Origin of the sequence: Vibrio sp. J502 (assembly GCF_025397955.1) — a bacterium.
Lineage (GTDB): Bacteria > Pseudomonadota > Gammaproteobacteria > Enterobacterales > Vibrionaceae > Vibrio > Vibrio anguillarum.
This window is the reverse complement of record NZ_CP104554.1, coordinates 140127-156596: the sequence shown is the minus strand read 5'-3', so window position 1 is coordinate 156596 and position 16470 is coordinate 140127. Positions and strand designations below refer to the sequence as shown.

The 16470-nt window shown below is 43.8% G+C and carries 15 protein-coding genes and 1 other RNA gene; 7 read left to right on the top strand and 9 right to left on the bottom strand.

The genetic code is table 11. The annotated features are described in order from the left end of the window. Positions 1–535: 535 nt before the first annotated feature. Positions 536–742: a DUF1107 domain-containing protein gene (locus tag N5E84_RS00895; RefSeq protein WP_010319814.1), complete on the top strand. Its 207-nt coding sequence runs from the start codon at positions 536–538 to the stop codon at positions 740–742. A gap of 74 nt (positions 743–816) precedes the next feature. Here the strand turns inward: N5E84_RS00895 and N5E84_RS00890 are convergent, their stop codons facing one another. Genes N5E84_RS00890 through N5E84_RS00880 form a run of 3 tightly spaced genes read right to left on the bottom strand, consistent with a single transcriptional unit; the run spans position 817 to position 3828 of the window. Continuing rightward, the gene (locus tag N5E84_RS00890; RefSeq protein ID WP_013856022.1) at positions 817–2046 is read right to left on the bottom strand and encodes an FAD-dependent 2-octaprenylphenol hydroxylase; all 1230 of its coding nucleotides are present in this window, start codon (positions 2044–2046) and stop codon (positions 817–819) included. Between the two features lie 12 nt (positions 2047–2058). Continuing rightward, complete coding sequence (ubiH, locus tag N5E84_RS00885; RefSeq protein WP_029388457.1) at positions 2059–3240, bottom strand: 2-octaprenyl-6-methoxyphenyl hydroxylase; 1182 nt, start codon at positions 3238–3240, stop codon at positions 2059–2061. A 12-nt stretch (positions 3241–3252) separates the two neighbouring features. Further along, positions 3253–3828: a YecA family protein gene (locus N5E84_RS00880; protein WP_017046479.1), complete on the bottom strand. Its 576-nt coding sequence runs from the start codon at positions 3826–3828 to the stop codon at positions 3253–3255. 243 nt (positions 3829–4071) lie between these two features. On the opposite strand from N5E84_RS00880, the gene N5E84_RS00875 reads away from it, so the two are divergent. From N5E84_RS00875 to serA, 5 genes are all read left to right on the top strand, one after another. Then, entirely contained in the window at positions 4072–4380 is a 309-nt protein-coding gene (locus N5E84_RS00875; protein ID WP_019283329.1) for a cell division protein ZapA, read from the top strand. Positions 4381–4400: 20 nt separating this feature from the next. Further along, positions 4401–4585, top strand: a non-coding RNA gene (ssrS, locus tag N5E84_RS00870) — 6S RNA. A 2-nt stretch (positions 4586–4587) separates the two neighbouring features. Continuing rightward, positions 4588–5178 (top strand): 5-formyltetrahydrofolate cyclo-ligase, encoded by a 591-nt coding sequence (locus N5E84_RS00865; RefSeq protein ID WP_026028707.1) that lies wholly within the window; start codon positions 4588–4590, stop codon positions 5176–5178. A gap of 64 nt (positions 5179–5242) precedes the next feature. Continuing rightward, positions 5243–5899, top strand: a complete 657-nt coding sequence (gene rpiA / locus N5E84_RS00860; protein WP_010319820.1) for a ribose-5-phosphate isomerase RpiA — start codon at positions 5243–5245, stop codon at positions 5897–5899. Between the two features lie 263 nt (positions 5900–6162). Beyond that, positions 6163–7392 carry a phosphoglycerate dehydrogenase gene (gene serA, locus N5E84_RS00855; RefSeq protein ID WP_026028313.1) on the top strand — a complete coding sequence of 410 codons (1230 nt, stop codon included), beginning with the start codon at positions 6163–6165 and terminating at the stop codon, positions 7390–7392. A gap of 82 nt (positions 7393–7474) precedes the next feature. Here the strand turns inward: serA and ilvN are convergent, their stop codons facing one another. From ilvN to leuO, 4 genes are all read right to left on the bottom strand, one after another. Further along, entirely contained in the window at positions 7475–7969 is a 495-nt protein-coding gene (gene ilvN / locus N5E84_RS00850) for an acetolactate synthase small subunit (protein ID WP_010319822.1), read from the bottom strand. Between the two features lies 1 nt (position 7970). After that, entirely contained in the window at positions 7971–9710 is a 1740-nt protein-coding gene (locus N5E84_RS00845) for an acetolactate synthase 3 large subunit (RefSeq protein ID WP_019283327.1), read from the bottom strand. Positions 9711–10141: 431 nt separating this feature from the next. Continuing rightward, a complete protein-coding gene (locus N5E84_RS00840; RefSeq protein WP_029388456.1) occupies positions 10142–11950 on the bottom strand; it encodes an AMP-dependent synthetase/ligase in 1809 nt (602 codons plus the stop codon). Positions 11951–12147: 197 nt separating this feature from the next. Then, positions 12148–13107: a transcriptional regulator LeuO gene (gene leuO / locus N5E84_RS00835; protein WP_029388455.1), complete on the bottom strand. Its 960-nt coding sequence runs from the start codon at positions 13105–13107 to the stop codon at positions 12148–12150. Positions 13108–13216: 109 nt separating this feature from the next. Here leuO and N5E84_RS00830 point away from each other — a divergent pair, with 109 nt between their 5' ends. Then, positions 13217–14248 carry an IS630-like element ISVa15 family transposase gene (locus tag N5E84_RS00830; protein WP_026027704.1) on the top strand — a complete coding sequence of 344 codons (1032 nt, stop codon included), beginning with the start codon at positions 13217–13219 and terminating at the stop codon, positions 14246–14248. Positions 14249–14549: 301 nt separating this feature from the next. On the opposite strand, the gene N5E84_RS00825 is transcribed toward N5E84_RS00830, so the two are convergent. Continuing rightward, the gene (locus tag N5E84_RS00825) at positions 14550–15596 is read right to left on the bottom strand and encodes an MJ1255/VC2487 family glycosyltransferase (RefSeq protein ID WP_029388282.1); all 1047 of its coding nucleotides are present in this window, start codon (positions 15594–15596) and stop codon (positions 14550–14552) included. Continuing rightward, positions 15593–16126, bottom strand: a complete 534-nt coding sequence (locus N5E84_RS00820) for a phosphatase PAP2 family protein (RefSeq protein ID WP_017042702.1) — start codon at positions 16124–16126, stop codon at positions 15593–15595. The genes N5E84_RS00825 and N5E84_RS00820 overlap by 4 nt, the downstream gene beginning before the upstream one ends. Positions 16127–16470 lie beyond the last annotated feature (344 nt).

Genomic DNA, 16470 nt, shown 5'->3' with positions numbered 1-16470 from the left:
CATGCGCCTCTTTACGAGGCGTATGCTTTCTAACACTCGCCTATCTCGAATAAATTTCAGGAAAAAGAATGCAATAATGTAATCCATTACATTGGCACGTGATCGCTCTCTAAATCACACAACATTAGAGGTGAATTTTTAGTCATTATTGAAACATAAATAGTCATCAGGTTTGTTTTGACGTACTCTTAACAATGCATCTGTGACTATTCGCCCGCCTATTATTTAAGCGGGCTTTTTTTCAGGCTATTCTTAACCAAAATTTAACACTTTCCATAAACAGCAGCTATTCTTTAAAGTGTAATATTTGTCGTGCTTAATATGCACCAAGTGAATGGTGCACTGAGCATTTTTTGTTAGCACTATTTTGAGGAGATAATCACGCAAACATGGGTATTTATCCAACATTTTGCCTACGGCAGCACAAATATCCAAAAGGGTCACCAATAACTGCATATTCCTCTATGGCAATCACACTATTAGAGGCGCAATTTATTTATAATTTGCAGTGTTAGAATAACAGAAGGATCGAAGTATGAGACTGTTTAAGCGCTATACGCCAGGTATGATAGCTAAACACGTAAGTCGGCTTTTTAAAGGAAGAATCTATATTTACGGGGTTGGAAAATTTGAATTCGATAATGGCAAACTGATCTTGCCAGAGCGCGCAGACAAGCGCCACTTTCAGACGGTGAAGGAAGTGAATCAGGAAATCATGAGACTACGCTGCGCCTACGCATAATACGAGTTTCATTAAAGAATTTTAAAAGGGTTGGCCATAAGCCAGCCCTTTTGCCATCATTAGGTTAATCACTGTTAGGGCTCAAGCAGCACCATTTTACTCTTGGCAAGATCAGGTAAATCACCTTTTAAACCCAGTGCTCTTTTCATAATCTCATCTTTGGCTCCAGGAAGTTGTCCAGCCAACTGCATGCCAATGCCACGGATCAGTTTCTTCGCCGGGTTATCACCTTCAAAAAGATCTTTGAAACCTTGCATCGCGGCAATCATTTTGGCGGCTTCTGTTTTTCGCCAACGTTCATAACCTCGCAAATTTTTGAGCAAGCCAATATCTTCACCTTGATGCCACAACGCGAGTAGTTCTTGAGCTAAGCTTGCAGCATCAAGTAAACCTAAATTAACACCTTGCCCGGCTAGCGGATGGATGGTGTGTGCCGCATCACCAACGAGTGCGATTCGTTGTAAAGCAAAATCTCGGGCATAACGCATTTTAAGTGGGAAAGCAGCACGTTCACCGACCACCTCACACAAACCTAAACGATGATCAAACTCAGCGGTCAGTATCTTATTGAATTCGAGCTCAGACAGGCTGAGCAAGCGCTGCGCTCGGTTGGGCTCTGTAGACCAAACGATTGAGCTCATATGAGGATCAGACATAGGTAAAAAGGCCAGTGGACCTTGTGGTGTAAACACTTGCCTTGCCGTCGATTGATGTGGTTCCACCGTGCGGACATTTGCCACTAGCGCACTGTGTCCATAATCCCAATGGGTTAATGGAATGTCTTGCTGCTGACGAACCCAAGAGTTTGCGCCATCGGCTCCTACTATCAATTTTGCGGTGAGTGATTGACCATTATCGAGCGTTAGCCACGCTTCACTTTCTCCGACAGCCAGCGATTGGCATTGAGCGGGCATAAAGAGTGTCACATTCGCTTGCTTTTGTACTTGTTCGAGTAAGGCTAATTGAATGACGCGATTCTCAACAATGTGTCCCAGATCCGGCTGAGTCATTTGATTGGCACTAAATTCGATCCGCGCAAAACTATCGCGTTCCCACACTTCCATCGCCGAATAAGGCGCAGAGCGACGAGAAATGATGCCTTGCCATGCACCAAGGTTTCGCAACATGATTTCACTGGAACGGCTTAAAGCGGAGACTCGCACATCCGGCAGCTCTGCAAGTTCAAGGCTGGGTACTCGGCCCTCAATCACGGCGATGCGCAGTTCGCTATGCTTTAATGCGGCGGCCAGTGCAAGGCCAACCATTCCGCCACCCACAATGACAATATCGACACTTTGCATCATATACAGACCCTTTTATCTATTCACTACGCCAAGCGTTCGGCGCAGTAGCGGCATTTTCAGCCACGGTAAATTATCCATCATCATGAGGCCTACATTGCGACCAATACGAGTGGTTAGCCAATCATTGGAAAAGAGATGCACCAGGGATGATGTCAGCTTAATGGTGGCATCACGATCCGCTTCTCGGCGTTGGGAAAAAGCCTGTAAGCCGTGATAGCAGCCAACATCGGCTTGCTGCTTGATAAGCTCATCCGCCAAGCTTGCCACATCTCGAATACCTAAGTTAAAACCTTGTCCCGCAATCGGATGTAATGTCTGAGCGGCATTGCCCACAATGGCAAAACGATGTGAAATGTTCTGCTCTCGATAACGCAGTTGTAATGGATAGCAGGCACGAGTGCCCACTTTATTCATTCGCCCTAAACGCCAACCAAACGCATCTTGAAGCTGTGCTAAAAAACCCTCATCACTGAGTGAAAAAACTTGCTGGGCTTTCGCGGGAGGTAAACACCAAACTAAAGAGAGTCGATTATCACTCATTGGTAATAACGCTACAGGACCATCGGCGGTAAATCGTTCAAACGCCCGTCCTTGATGAGCTTTTGAGCTCACAACGTTAGCAATAACCGCGACCTGTTCAAAATCATGCTCTTGTTGGATGAGGCCGATTTGCTCGCAGCAGGTCGATATCGCCCCATCGGCTGCGACCAATAACTTAGCTTGGATCGTTCGTTGATCGTTAAGGGTGACAGTGACCTTATCCATACTGCGTTCCACTTGCTGAACCGCGCTTGGGCAAAATAACTCAATATGCGGGCTCTGCTGCATTTTTTGCGCGTAAATCTGCCCAACATCGGCTAATTCAACCACGTAACCTAATGCTTCTAAATCGAGTTGCTGACAAGTGATATCGGTCATCCCAATATGAGACCGATCCGACACATGAATATGTGTAATTGGGATGGCGACCTCTTGCAGCGACTGCCACAAGGAGAGATTTTGCAAAATTTGTACGCTACCGTGGGATAAAGCAATTGAACGCGAATCAAAGCCGGGATGGGCGAGCTTACCATCCAGCGGGTGCGCTTCGACCACAGCAATCGCAAGCTTTCCTTGAGAAAGCGTATCTAAGGCCAACGCCAGTGTTGCACCGGCCATCGCCCCACCAGCGATAATCACATCAAATTGCTTCACAGTCATCTCTCTTTAATGCACGGTCGGCTGAGTTTCTTGTAGAGGTTTGATACCAAATTCAGCATGAATTGTTAACACACAAGCTTTTATATGCTCGATGACGTGTTCCAAAAGTTGAGCTTGCTCATCCAAGTCATCCTCTTCATCGATACCGAGCTTGGCAATTTCTTCTAGATCAGCCAAGGCCTCTTTAGTCTCTGCGGACGCTTTTTTCAAAACAACCCCAATCAAGCCAAGCCCAGAAATAAAGTGATTTACCCAGTCGGCTACGCCATCAGCCAAATCAAATACACTGGCACTCGCCTCTTCATCTGGCAACAGTAGTGACAACTCCATCCCGCTACCAGTGAGCTCTTCGATTGTAAAGGTGAGTACTTGTTCAGCCAATGTCAACGGACGATCTGGCCAACCCATACCTTCGTTAGTGTAATCAAAAATAAGTGGCTGCCAGCTCTTATCATTTAAGCCCAGACCACCGGCCAGCATGCCCGTTAGCAACCCATGCAACTCAGCAGGGTTAACCGCAAGTGCTGCAGATTGAAGGGCAGTGGCAAGAGAAAGATAATCCGGTAGTTTTTTTTCGCTCATGGGAAGCTCGTAATAAAATCAAATAAGCGCGATCCTACCACTTAGCTTCCAATGCGAAAATGCTCAAAGCGTTAATTGTGGGTAGCTTTTACTCAATTTGCCTAATAACTGTGTTTTTAGTCCCTCATTTTTTACTGCTCGCTTTGAAAAGCTTGAATCTTAGGGCCGCTTTACCTATAGTTTCCACCTCGATGGGCATGTGAGTGGCACCATCTTAGACAGCGCGATAAGAGTTCATCCATCATGAGTAATCAAGCGGTAGACGTAGAAATTTTAGGAAAATTGACTCGTGTGAATTGCCCTGCGGGACAAGAGCAGTCTTTAATCCAAGCGGCGCAAGATCTTGATAACCGATTGAAAGAGATGGCAGAGCGTACTAAAGTTACCAATGAGGTAAAGCTACTCACGATTACTGCGCTCAACATTTGTTATGAATTGCAAACCAAAAACAATGAGAGCCTAGGCCAACAAAATCAATTAACCGAGCGCATGGAACAGCTCGCTGCATCTCTTGAAGATGCCATCAGTAAAGTGAAGCTAGGACAGCAGTAGTCTTTACCAGCGTAACCAAATTTACCCTAGAGTGTTTGTCAGCCGGATTTAAGTCCCTGAGCCGATAAGCAACACCAAAGGGTTAGTACTTGGTAGCTATTGAGCAAGCTCGGCTCGTACCGAGAAGCCTGCGGTTACCATTGCTGATCCGCCTTGAACCAGCTGGTTCAAGGGCCAAAATCCGCAACGGCACTCTGGGGTATCCTTATGCAAAACACTCGACACACACTTCGTCAAGTCATCCGCCAGCGGCGTAAACAGCTATCACCTACGCAGCAAAAACACGCTTCAATTGAACTTGTCTCTCGTTTTTCAACACTGCCTGAAGTTTTAACGAGTCAGCACATTGCCCTCTACTTGGCAACCGATGGTGAGCTAGAAACACAACCGCTCATAGCGTGGTTATGGCAACAAGGCAAACAGACCTATCTTCCCGTTTTACACCCCTTCTCGAGTGGGAATTTATTGTTCTTGCGCTATGATGCTCAAACCATAATGACGCGAAATAAATACGGCATTGCCGAACCCAAGCTCAACCAAACATTGATCAAATCAGTAAATGAGCTAGATATCATCTGCACACCATTGGTGGCATTTGATCAAACAGGGCAAAGGCTCGGGATGGGCGGCGGCTATTATGATCGTACGTTAGAAGCTTGGTTTAAAACGGGTAAAGGTGCCCTACCCATAGGTTTAGCTCATGATTGCCAACAAGTGACTCATCTGCCGAGCGAAGCATGGGATATACCTTTACCTCAAATAGTGACTCCAAGCCAAATCTGGCAATGGGAATCATAAATTATTGAGGCTATAATCGCCCCGCAACATTACCGTCACTATAAATCGATATCAGGAGATTGGCATGACTCAAGATGAAATGAAAAAAGCCGCCGGCTGGGCCGCACTCAAATATGTAGAAAAAGGCAGCATCGTTGGTGTGGGTACGGGTTCAACGGTCAATCACTTCATTGATGCACTGGGTTCGATTAAAGATGATATTAAAGGTGCGGTTTCAAGTTCTATCGCCTCAACAGAGAAGCTAAAAGGCCTAGGTATTGAAGTGTTCGACTGCAATGATGTTGATCAACTCGATATTTATGTTGATGGCGCAGATGAAATCAACCCTGCGCGCGATATGATCAAAGGCGGCGGCGCTGCGCTCACTCGAGAAAAAATCGTTGCCGCTATTGCGGATAAATTCATTTGTATCGTTGATGGTACAAAAGCGGTCGATGTTCTAGGTCAATTCCCACTTCCAGTTGAAGTGATCCCAATGGCGCGCTCTTATGTGGCACGTCAACTGGTGAAACTTGGTGGTGATCCAGCCTATCGCCATGGCGTAATAACGGATAACGGTAACGTTATCTTGGATGTGCACGGATTAAAAATTACTGATGCCAAAGCATTAGAAGATAAAATTAATGGGATTGTCGGCGTAGTAACCGTTGGTTTATTCGCTCACCGAGGTGCTGATGTCGTCATCACTGGCACGGAAAATGGTGCCAAAATCGAAGAGTAAGTCACAAAATAAGGCTACTTTCCGTTATTTCATTACAAACGGCACCCATGGGTGCCGTTTTTCTTTGCTATGCCCTAGAAAATCATGCCTTATTTCGTAATTTTCTTACCCAAAACAAAAAAAGTTTGTTACTTTATTGGTCAGAAGACGCACAAGGAAAACGTTTGTCTTCCAACAAAATGGTTAATCTTCCTCTTTACATTAGCCCTTTTGCTTTATGTGCGCCGTGTTTGCCCACCTTCCCATTTTTAAGGACGAGAATAATGGCCAAAGTTTCACTCGAAAAAGACAAAATCAAAATCTTACTCCTCGAAGGGCTACACCCTTCAACGGTTGAAGTACTGCAATCTGCCGGTTACAGCAATATTGAGTATCACAAAGGTTCTCTGGGTGATGAACAACTGCTCGAAGCGGTGAAAGATGCTCACTTCATCGGAATTCGTTCGCGCACTAATTTGACTGAAGCGGTAATCAACGCGGCAGAGAAGTTGGTTGCTATCGGCTGCTTCTGCATTGGCACCAACCAAGTTGACCTGAATGCAGCCGCAAAACGCGGGATTCCTGTCTTTAATGCACCATTTTCGAATACTCGCAGTGTTGCTGAACTCGTTTTAGGCCAAACACTGCTACTACTGCGTGGGATTCCTGAAAAAAATGCATTGGCGCATCGTGGTATTTGGAAAAAAAGTGCTGATAACTCTTATGAGGCTCGCGGTAAACGCTTAGGTATTATTGGCTATGGCCACATTGGCACCCAGCTAGGTATCATTGCCGAAAACCTCGGTATGCAAGTCTATTTCTATGACATAGAAAACAAACTCTCACTCGGTAATGCAACGCAAATACATACCATGAGCGAGCTACTGAATAAATGTGATGTCATTTCTCTGCATGTGCCTGAAACTCCAGATACTAAAAATATGATGGGTAAAGAAGAGTTTGCACGCATGAAGCCTGGCTCTATCTTTATCAACGCAGCACGCGGAACGGTAGTCGACATTCCCGCACTCTGCGATGCATTGGCATCAAACCATCTAGCTGGCGCGGCAATAGATGTATTTCCAGAAGAACCCGCCACAAACTCTGAACCTTTTGAATCCCCACTGATGCATTTTGATAATGTCATTCTGACACCGCACATTGGTGGCTCAACTCAAGAAGCACAAGAAAATATCGGTATTGAAGTAGCCGGTAAGTTGGCAAAATATTCAGATAACGGCTCAACCTTATCAAGCGTGAACTTCCCTGAAGTATCGCTGCCAATTCACCGTGATAGTTCGCGTTTACTGCATATTCACGAAAACCGTCCGGGTATTCTGACACAAATCAACACCATCTTCGCCGAAGAAGGGATCAATATCGCCGCTCAATATTTACAAACGTCAGCGGATATCGGTTATGTAGTGATTGACGTAGAAACTGCTCGCTCTGCGGAAGCTCTTACTAAGCTGAAAAGCATCAGCGGCACCATTCGTGCGCGTATTCTTCACTAAGCACTTCTCTAGTAAAAGCACCAAACGACAAAAAGGCCACATAAAATGTGGCCTTCCTTATTTCGATAGGGAGCTCGGTAAATTAAGCTTTAAGCGCTCGCTCCCCGCGAGCAATACCTACCACGCCACTTCGCGCGACTTCGATTACTTCAGTGACTTCCGACAACGCTTGAATAAAGGCATCGAGTTTTTCGCTGGTTCCGGCAAGCTGCACAGTATATTGCGCCGCAGTGACATCCACGATCTGCCCACGGAAAATATCAGCCGTACGTTTCACTTCGGCACGCGCAAAACCGCTGGCTTTGACTTTCACCATCATCAGCTCACGTTCAATGTGTTCGCACTCTGACACTTCTTGCACTTTAAGCACATCAATCAACTTATGCAGTTGCTTTTGAATTTGTTCAAGTTGCATTTCATCGGTCTTAGTGGTGATGTTTAAGCGTGACAATGTTGCATCATCGGTTGGCGAAACCGTTAGTGATTCAATGTTATAACCACGTTGAGAAAATAGACCAACAACGCGAGACAAAGCACCCGATTGGTTTTCCATTAATATTGAAATAATGTGTCTCATATTATGTTCTCTCCGTTTTGCTTAACCACATTTTGTCCATCCCTTCGCCTTTAATTTGCATTGGGTAGACGTGCTCCGTTTCATCCACATTAATATCAACAAAAACCAATCGATCTTTCATATCGAGTGCTTTTTTAAGCCCTGCTTCAAGTTCATCAGGCTGTGAGATACGGATGCCAACGTGGCCATAAGCTTCTGCAATTGCTGCAAAATCGGGAACAGAACTCATATAAGAATTAGAGTGACGTCCTTGGTAAATAATATCTTGCCACTGTTTTACCATGCCAAGAAAACGGTTGTTTAAGTTAATAATTTTCACTGGAATATCATATTGCAACGCGGTGGAAAGCTCTTGGATATTCATTTGAATACTGCCATCCCCAGTGACAATCACTACCTCTTCTTCTGGCATGGCAAATTTAACCCCCATTCCAGCGGGTAAACCAAACCCCATGGTGCCCAAACCGCCAGAGTTGATCCAACGACGAGGCTTATTGAATGGATAATAAAGTGCGGCGAACATTTGGTGCTGACCAACATCGGAGGCCACATATGCGTCTCCATTTGTCAGTTTATGTAAAGTTTCAATCACTTGCTGCGGCTTAATGCGTTCGCTGGATTTCTCATAAGCTAGGCATTGGCGGTCGCGCCAGCTTTGGATATCTTGCCACCATAGTTCAAGCGCCTGCGAATCATTACAGCCACCTTGCTCAGAGAGCAATTGCAGCATAGTTTCCAGTACTTGTTCGGCTGATCCCACTATCGGCAGATCGACTGGCACATTTTTAGAGATCGACGAAGGATCAATGTCAATGTGCATGATCTTAGCGTTCGGGCAATACTTTTTTAGATTATTGGTTGTACGGTCATCAAAACGCACGCCAATACCGAAAATCAAATCCGCATTGTGCATCGCCATATTGGCTTCATACATGCCATGCATTCCAAGCATGCCTAACGCATTTTTATGCGTCCCAGGGAAAGCACCAAGCCCCATTAACGTGCTGACTACGGGTAAATTGAGCGTTTCAGCCAGTTGTAAAATGTGCTGATCTGCGCCTGAAATAACAGCGCCACCACCAATGTACAATACGGGTTTTTTGGCTTCTAACAACGCTTTTAGCGCCTTTTTAATTTGCCCTTTATGACCAGAAGTAGTTGGGTTGTATGAGCGCAGTTTGATCGACTCAGGATACGTGTAAGGGAGTTTGATCTGAGGATTCATCACATCTTTAGGCAGATCGATCACGACCGGCCCCGGGCGCCCTGTTGAGGCAATATAAAAGGCTTTCTTAATGGTTTCAGGAATATCTTCAGCTTTTTTTACAAGAAAACTGTGTTTGACGATCGGACGAGAAACCCCAACGATGTCACATTCTTGAAACGCATCGTTACCAATGAGGTTATTTGGCACGTTGCCTGAAATAACAATCATTGGAATTGAGTCCATGTAAGCGGTAGCAATCCCTGTGACGGTATTCGTCGCCCCTGGGCCAGAACAAACAAGTACCACACCCGTTTTTCCGGTTGCTCGAGCATAGCCATCTGCCATGTGCGTGGCCGCTTGCTCGTGGCGAACAAGGACATGTTTAATTTGGTCGGTTTTTGCGTGCAGCGCATCGTAAATATCAAGAACGGAACCACCTGGGTATCCAAATATTTGCTCTACACCTTCTTCGATCAGAGATTGAACCACCATCTCTGCGCCAGATAACATCTGTTGATTGGATTGCGTTGCCATTTTTTCTCCTTACCAGTACCCAACACATGGTCAGTCAATGGGCCTGGTTTTACATAGTTTAGGGCTTATTTGTAGCCTAATTCGAAAACTTTCCACTTTCGGCTATGTCTTGCTTTTGTCATAACAAAAAACAAGGTAACGCAACAACTGTAACTCTTTCTTATCATCGGGTCGAACGCCAAATAGCGCACACTTTGGCAAATGTTTGGTTAAATGGAATTTTATTAGGTAACTATCGTAAAACTGGCATTAAAAACAGCTCAATCCATGAATAATTAGCAAAAATAAAGCAAAAAATATTACCATGCAGCAATGTAACGTTATGAGGAAGCGAGGTTTAACTTCCGTCGTAATATAAAAAATCCCCCACACTTTATCTGAAAAGCAAGTGGAGGATTTTTAAACAATGAAAAAACTATCTTAAGATAATCTTACTCACCTTTAGTCTTTTCTTTGTACATTTCCTCGATTTCATCTTGGTAACGATCACTAATGACTTTTCTACGCAGTTTCTGAGTCGGCGTCAGCTCACCTTTGTCCATTGAAAAAGCCTTAGGTAATAATTTAAACTTTTTCACCTGCTCAAATTTGGCTAGCTCTTTTTGCAAATCATTGACTCGTTTTTCCAGCATCTCAACCACTTGGTTGTTCTTGATAAGATCTAATCTGTCATGATATTTGATGTTGAGCTCCTTGGCGTAAACCTCCAAGCTGTCATAACAAGGTACAATTAAAGCCGATACAAATTTACGTGTGTCAGCAATCACCGCAATCTGTTCAATAAAGTGATCTTTACCAATCGCTCCCTCAATAACTTGTGGCGCAATGTATTTACCACCGGAGGTTTTCATCAGCTCTTTGATACGATCAGTGATGAAGACATTACCTTGCTCATCAATGTGCCCAGCATCTCCTGTTTTGAGAAAACCTTGTTCATCGAATGCTAACGCCGTTTCTTCTGCCATTTTATAGTAGCCGCGCATAACCATTGGTCCGCGAACAAGAATTTCATTGTTGTCACCGATTTTGACCTGAGCTCCTGGCATCGACATGCCTATTGAATCAGGATTAAAACACCGGTCATCCCAACAAGAAACCGTTGCTGTGGTTTCCGTCATGCCATAACCCAACTTCACGTTAATGCCAATGGCATGGAAAAATCGGCCGATGGTTTCATCTAATTTCGCGCCACCGCAAGGCATGAAATTAATCCGCCCACCAAGCAATGCACGCAATTTAGACAACACGATTTTATCCGCTAACGCGTAACTCTTTTTCAGCATGAAGGATGGTTGGCGCTTTTCTTGGTGACAAAGAGCCATCTTAGCCCCCATATTGACTGCCCAAGTAAACAGCACTTTTCGATGTAACGGCGCTTTCGAGACTTTTTCGTGAATAGCGGAGAAAATTTTCTCGTAGAAGCGAGGAACCGCACACATTACCGTTGGCTTTAGCTCACTCAATGCATCACGTACTTGCATCGTATCCTGCAAATAACAGTTAGTCGCACCGCTGTAAAGAATGTAAAAAGTCCACGCCCGTTCAAACACGTGTGACAATGGTAAAAAACAGAGTGACACATCATCCTTAGAGATGTTTAACCGCTCATCATGCCCTTCAAGCTGAGCGCCAATATTACGGTAATCAAGCATCACGCCTTTAGGTTGACCTGTGGTGCCAGAGGTATAGATGAGCGTCAGCAGATCAACCATATTCGCCTGTTCAAGGCGAGACTCTAATTCCGCTTGCTGGCCATCTGTATTTTGTTCAATAAAAGTCTGCCAATGGATGCCATGTTGAAAACTTTTTAGATCAATGCCATCACTCATGGCGACAATTAATTCAAGCTGTTCGCACTCATCAAAAAAATCCAGTGCCGCATCGTATTGTGCCTGTTCACCGACCAAGAGCACTTTGACATCAGCATCTTGAATAATATAACTGGCCTGCGCTGGCGTATTAGTTGGATAAATAGGTACCGTAACGGCTCTTAACTGCAAAGTAGCCAAGTCAGCTATTGTCCACTGCGGCATGTTATTCGAAAAAATCCCGACTTTATCTTGGATTTTTATACCTTGCGTTAAAAGTGCAAGTGACATCGCATCAATACGTTGACCAAATTGCTTCCAGCTGATCCCATGCCACTCTTTCTCTATTTTGTGTTTTAGAGCAATGCACTCGCCACCTTTGACAATCTGTTCACGAATTCTTTTTACGATATGGAAATTTAAATTGGGCATCTTTTTTACCTGTAGCTTACACATGTAAGCTTTTTGAGCGCACAAGTGTACATTTAGAAGCAAAAAAGGCAACTGACGGATGTCAAAGTTATCAATTAATTCTACAGACAAAAAAGCCCTGAATGGATATAACCAATTCAAGGCTCAAAGAGGCGTATCACTAAGTTTAGATCACCGTACAAACTAACGGGTAAACGTTAGTTTAATGCAACAACTTCGCCGCAAATCATCATTAACTGATCACGCAGCCAAATATGGCCTTTGTCTTTTTCACTAGACTCATGCCAACTGAGATAACCACTGATTTGACCATTTGCAAATGGGAAATCGAGGATTTGTAACTGATCTCGGTTAGCCGCATTCTCAACCATCCAACGAGGTGCAATCGTCACCAACTCAGATTGTCCGACCACATAAAGCACGTTGCTCAAACTGGTCCCTTCATAATAAGGAACACAGTCTAATTCGCGGTATGCTTGCTCAGAAAAGCTACGTTGCCCATGGATGCGAGATAACTTCGCATGCTTTTCAGCTGTTAGGCTATCAGCGTTAACAGAGCCATTGATGCGTGGATGAAACTTAGATGCCACCACCACTAATTCATCTTGGAAAATTTCCGTACTGGAGAAACCTTGCTCATCAAAACGCGCGTAATCAATCACAAAATCGATCTCTTGGTAACGCATACGCTCGGCTAACAAACGGTTAAATTCCGCATCAAGATGAAGTTGGACCAAAGGCGCTTGTTCATGAACTGATGACATAATTTTCGGCGCGAAACGCATATCACAAGGACTGCAAATCGCTAATTTAAATAAGCGGGTTGATGTTTCAGGAGAAAACACCGAACTTGGCAGTTCATTACGGATTAATTGCAGTGCTTGACGCATCGGACCGAACAGTTGACGTGCACGTTGAGTAGGTTGAATACCTCGCCCTTGTCGCATAAACAGTTCATCATTAAACATTACCTTCAAACGCGCTACAGCATTGCTGACTGCTGGCTGAGACATACCCAAATTATGAGCAGCACGGGTAATATTTTGCTCTTGCATTACTGCATCAAAAACCGTCAGCAGGTTTAAATCTACACCACGTAATGTGCTTTCCATGCGGTAACTAGCAATAGCGCTCATTGCATCTTTTTTATCTAACATTTTTGGGACGCCTCTTGTTGTTATCGTCAATACCGTAAAAGTAATTTTTTATACCCGTGATCATTGAAGATGCTTGATTTTCAATAGAATCAGGATCATGCTACAAACCATGAAAATCACACTGACTCCTCAACAGAAACTGCAACTCGAACAGATGCACGACATTGAGCGTGATAGTCGAGTTTGCGACCGTATTAAGGCTGTTTTGCTGGCTTCTGAAGGCTGGAGTCAGACTATGATTTCACAAGCTCTTCGTATTCATGAATCGACCGTTGCACGTCACCTCAGTGACTACGTACTTTCTGAAAAACTTAAGCCTGAGAATGGAGGAAGCCAAAGCAAGCTTTCTGCTATTCAAACCATGCACCTAATCGAGCATTTGACTGAGAAAACCTATTCTCATACTCATCAAATTGTCGCCTATGTTAAAGAGACGTTTGGGCTTGATTATACTGTTTCTGGTATGAACAAATGGCTTCACCATAATGGTTTTAGCTACAAGCAACCGAAAGGCATACCACACAAGTTTGATGAAGCAAAACAGCAAGCATTCATAGAGGCGTATGAAGCGCTAAAGGCAAGCTGTGGCGAGGATGAATCGATAGTCTTTATCGATGCAGTTCACCCAACACTATCAACAAAGATATCGCATGGCTGGATACGTACTGGTCAGGATAAAGTGATTGAAACAACGGGTAATCGTAGCCGATTGAACATTATTGGCGCACTGAACCTGTCGGATATTGGTGCAACCATTGTTCACGACTATGAGAGCATTAACAGTGAATCGATTGTTCGTTTTTTCTGTAAGTTAAGAGAGAGTTATTCGTTAGCCCATAAGCTTCATATCATATTAGATGGTGCGGGATATCACCGCAGTGACTTAGTCAAAGATGCGGCGTTTGTCCTGAATATTAAACTGCATTATCTTCCACCTTACAGTCCAAACCTCAACCCAATAGAGCGGCTATGGAAAGTAATGAATGAGAAGTCGAGGAACAACGTTTACTTCAAAAGAAAACGGGACTTCAAGGCGGCAATAGACCAATTTTTTTCTGTGACTCTTCCAGAGATCGCAGGCTCTTTGACATCTCGAATTAATGATCATTTTCAGGTTCTCAAGCCTGCATCTTCAAGTTGATTCGGTATAGAATAGATAACCTGCCATTTATTATATTTACCCAGACACAACTGGGTGGAGGCTACTATCTGCTAAGCATTTATCGATTGGCAACAAGATTGATAAAATATCAGTTTTTTTTATCCAAACAAAAAGATTGTCCTTATTTATCAGTACGATGTATTTTTATAAAAAACCATAAAACAGAAAAATTTATGCATTTTATTCAAAACATTGAATCAAGTGATGAATAACAAGCCTTTACCTTGATACATTCACCAAATAAATTAATTACGTCAAAATTCAAAGCGTTTCGTCAATATTAGTTAAATGACACATAACTAGGGAAATCAACCTGCCGCCATAAAGACTGGCTCAGCTCTTTATGATTATCCCATTTGCCATTTTGTACCCATTCAACCAAGGCTTTCGCTACATTAGGATAGACAACGCGCTCGACCTGTTTTTCATCCAACCAACGGCGTAACTCCGACGGGTCCAAAAACTCCATAGATGCAGCAAGCCCGAGATTCTCAAGAGTGGCAACGTTACTTTGCTGCTCAAATTGACCCGATAGTGGCTTAAGTAGCAGCTTTTTACCCAATGAAAGTGCTTCTGATGGTAATTCAAAGCCACCATTAGCAATTACGCCATCGCAGCAATGCAAGTGATATTGAAAATGGGTATGACATAAGGGACGCAACTCAACATTTTCAACGGATTGCGCTTCCATTAAGGAAGGGTGATAACAAATAAATGCTTGATTTGAAAAACGAAAAAGCAACTCAAGAATATCATCAACATGCTCAAATGGAAGATAGACCAAAATGAAATGCTCGCTAGACGTATGCTGCTCTGAACGATAGATAATCGGAGGAAGGATCGGTTGATCAAAATGATACCAATGTAAACCGACGTGGTAGTTGGCAGGCGCAAACTGTTGAATAATCTGTTTATCCAGCCAACTTGCCCCTTTCAAAGGCACATTATAACGAAATGCATTTTGATGACTTATCCCAATACACGGAATACCTTGCTGTTTAGCCGCCCATGCCGATACTGGTTCAAAGTCATTAATGACCAGATCATACGGAGACAAATCGAGGTTTTTTGTCTCACTCACGAAAGTCAGCAAATTATTATTCAGCGCCGTTTTAACGTAATTTACGTGTCCCTGTTCAGTTTCAAAAGTAAAACCGCGCCGAGTTTGGTAATCACCGAAACTTTCCATCGAAAAGTATTTCTCTTTTTCACGTCCAGAAAAGAGAAATTGCACATCAATTTTGGCTTCTCTCAACGCTTCACTCATCACTCGTGAACGAGCAATATGGCCATTTCCGGTGCCTTGGACACCATACAGAATTTTCAAAAGCCTCTCTCCACCAACCACAAAGCAAATCTTGCGCTGCTTACACCAAGCAGCGCGCCAATCACGATATCCGTCAAGAAGTGAACCCCAAGTAGGATGCGAGATACGCCAATTAAGCCAGCCCAAACCAAGACAAAAGCATCGCTATGAGGATAGAAGTGGCCAATTAATGTCGCCATAACAAACCCTGCAGCCGTATGACCAGAGGGCAAACTGTAGCGATCCGAAGGGGTAATAAAGGCAATGAATGAAGGAGAAAACTCTTCAGGGCGACGACGCTGAAAGCTATTTTTCAATCCCCAATAAATAGGGAGTTCAATCGCGAAAGCGGCCAGTCCAGCCATTAAGAATAGCTGGCCATTAAGCGGGTCTAAATACCAAGCTAAAGCACCAATCAACGCGTACAAATGCCCATCCCCAGTATGGGAAATAGCTTTGCTGATCTGCGCTACAGGCTGATTAAAACGATGCTGTAAACAAAATAGCGAAAACGCTACGTCAAACTTAACAATTTGTCCGATGGCACGCATGAGCGACTCCTGTCATTCCATAAACCTCTTACGCTCTAAACGTAGAAGTTTAAAATGACAAATACGTGACTGTTTGTTGGATAATGAATGAATTTAACCGATGACAAACGTTCTTGCGTGAAAACATTCCGTGCTACAAAAAGTGATCCTCTCTACCAATTCTGCTCATTTTTACCGCTTTTGACTAAAACTGATCCGATATGAATAAAAAAACAACTTAATGGTTGACGAGTTAAGTCGAGTACGGTACTAATTTGTTAACTTAATCTTGTGGAATGTTACGAATGACTATCCGTTTTTCTATCCTGCTGGGCCTGCTCCTTATCGTGAACCATTCGCGCGGG

Excerpts from the sequence above, each read along its gene's own strand:
- N5E84_RS00895 (WP_010319814.1), top strand. The coding sequence starts at position 536 with ATGAGACTGTTTAAGCGCTATACGCCAGGTATGATAGCTAAACACGTA.
- N5E84_RS00890 (WP_013856022.1), bottom strand. The coding sequence starts at position 2,046 with ATGATGCAAAGTGTCGATATTGTCATTGTGGGTGGCGGAATGGTTGGC.
- N5E84_RS00880 (WP_017046479.1), bottom strand. The coding sequence starts at position 3,828 with ATGAGCGAAAAAAAACTACCGGATTATCTTTCTCTTGCCACTGCCCTT.
- N5E84_RS00875 (WP_019283329.1), top strand. The coding sequence starts at position 4,072 with ATGAGTAATCAAGCGGTAGACGTAGAAATTTTAGGAAAATTGACTCGT.
- N5E84_RS00865 (WP_026028707.1), top strand. The coding sequence starts at position 4,588 with ATGCAAAACACTCGACACACACTTCGTCAAGTCATCCGCCAGCGGCGT.
- rpiA (WP_010319820.1), top strand. The coding sequence starts at position 5,243 with ATGACTCAAGATGAAATGAAAAAAGCCGCCGGCTGGGCCGCACTCAAA.
- serA (WP_026028313.1), top strand. The coding sequence starts at position 6,163 with ATGGCCAAAGTTTCACTCGAAAAAGACAAAATCAAAATCTTACTCCTC.
- ilvN (WP_010319822.1), bottom strand. The coding sequence starts at position 7,969 with ATGAGACACATTATTTCAATATTAATGGAAAACCAATCGGGTGCTTTG.
- N5E84_RS00845 (WP_019283327.1), bottom strand. The coding sequence starts at position 9,710 with ATGGCAACGCAATCCAATCAACAGATGTTATCTGGCGCAGAGATGGTG.
- N5E84_RS00840 (WP_029388456.1), bottom strand. The coding sequence starts at position 11,950 with ATGCCCAATTTAAATTTCCATATCGTAAAAAGAATTCGTGAACAGATT.
- leuO (WP_029388455.1), bottom strand. The coding sequence starts at position 13,107 with ATGTTAGATAAAAAAGATGCAATGAGCGCTATTGCTAGTTACCGCATG.
- N5E84_RS00830 (WP_026027704.1), top strand. The coding sequence starts at position 13,217 with ATGAAAATCACACTGACTCCTCAACAGAAACTGCAACTCGAACAGATG.
- N5E84_RS00820 (WP_017042702.1), bottom strand. The coding sequence starts at position 16,126 with ATGCGTGCCATCGGACAAATTGTTAAGTTTGACGTAGCGTTTTCGCTA.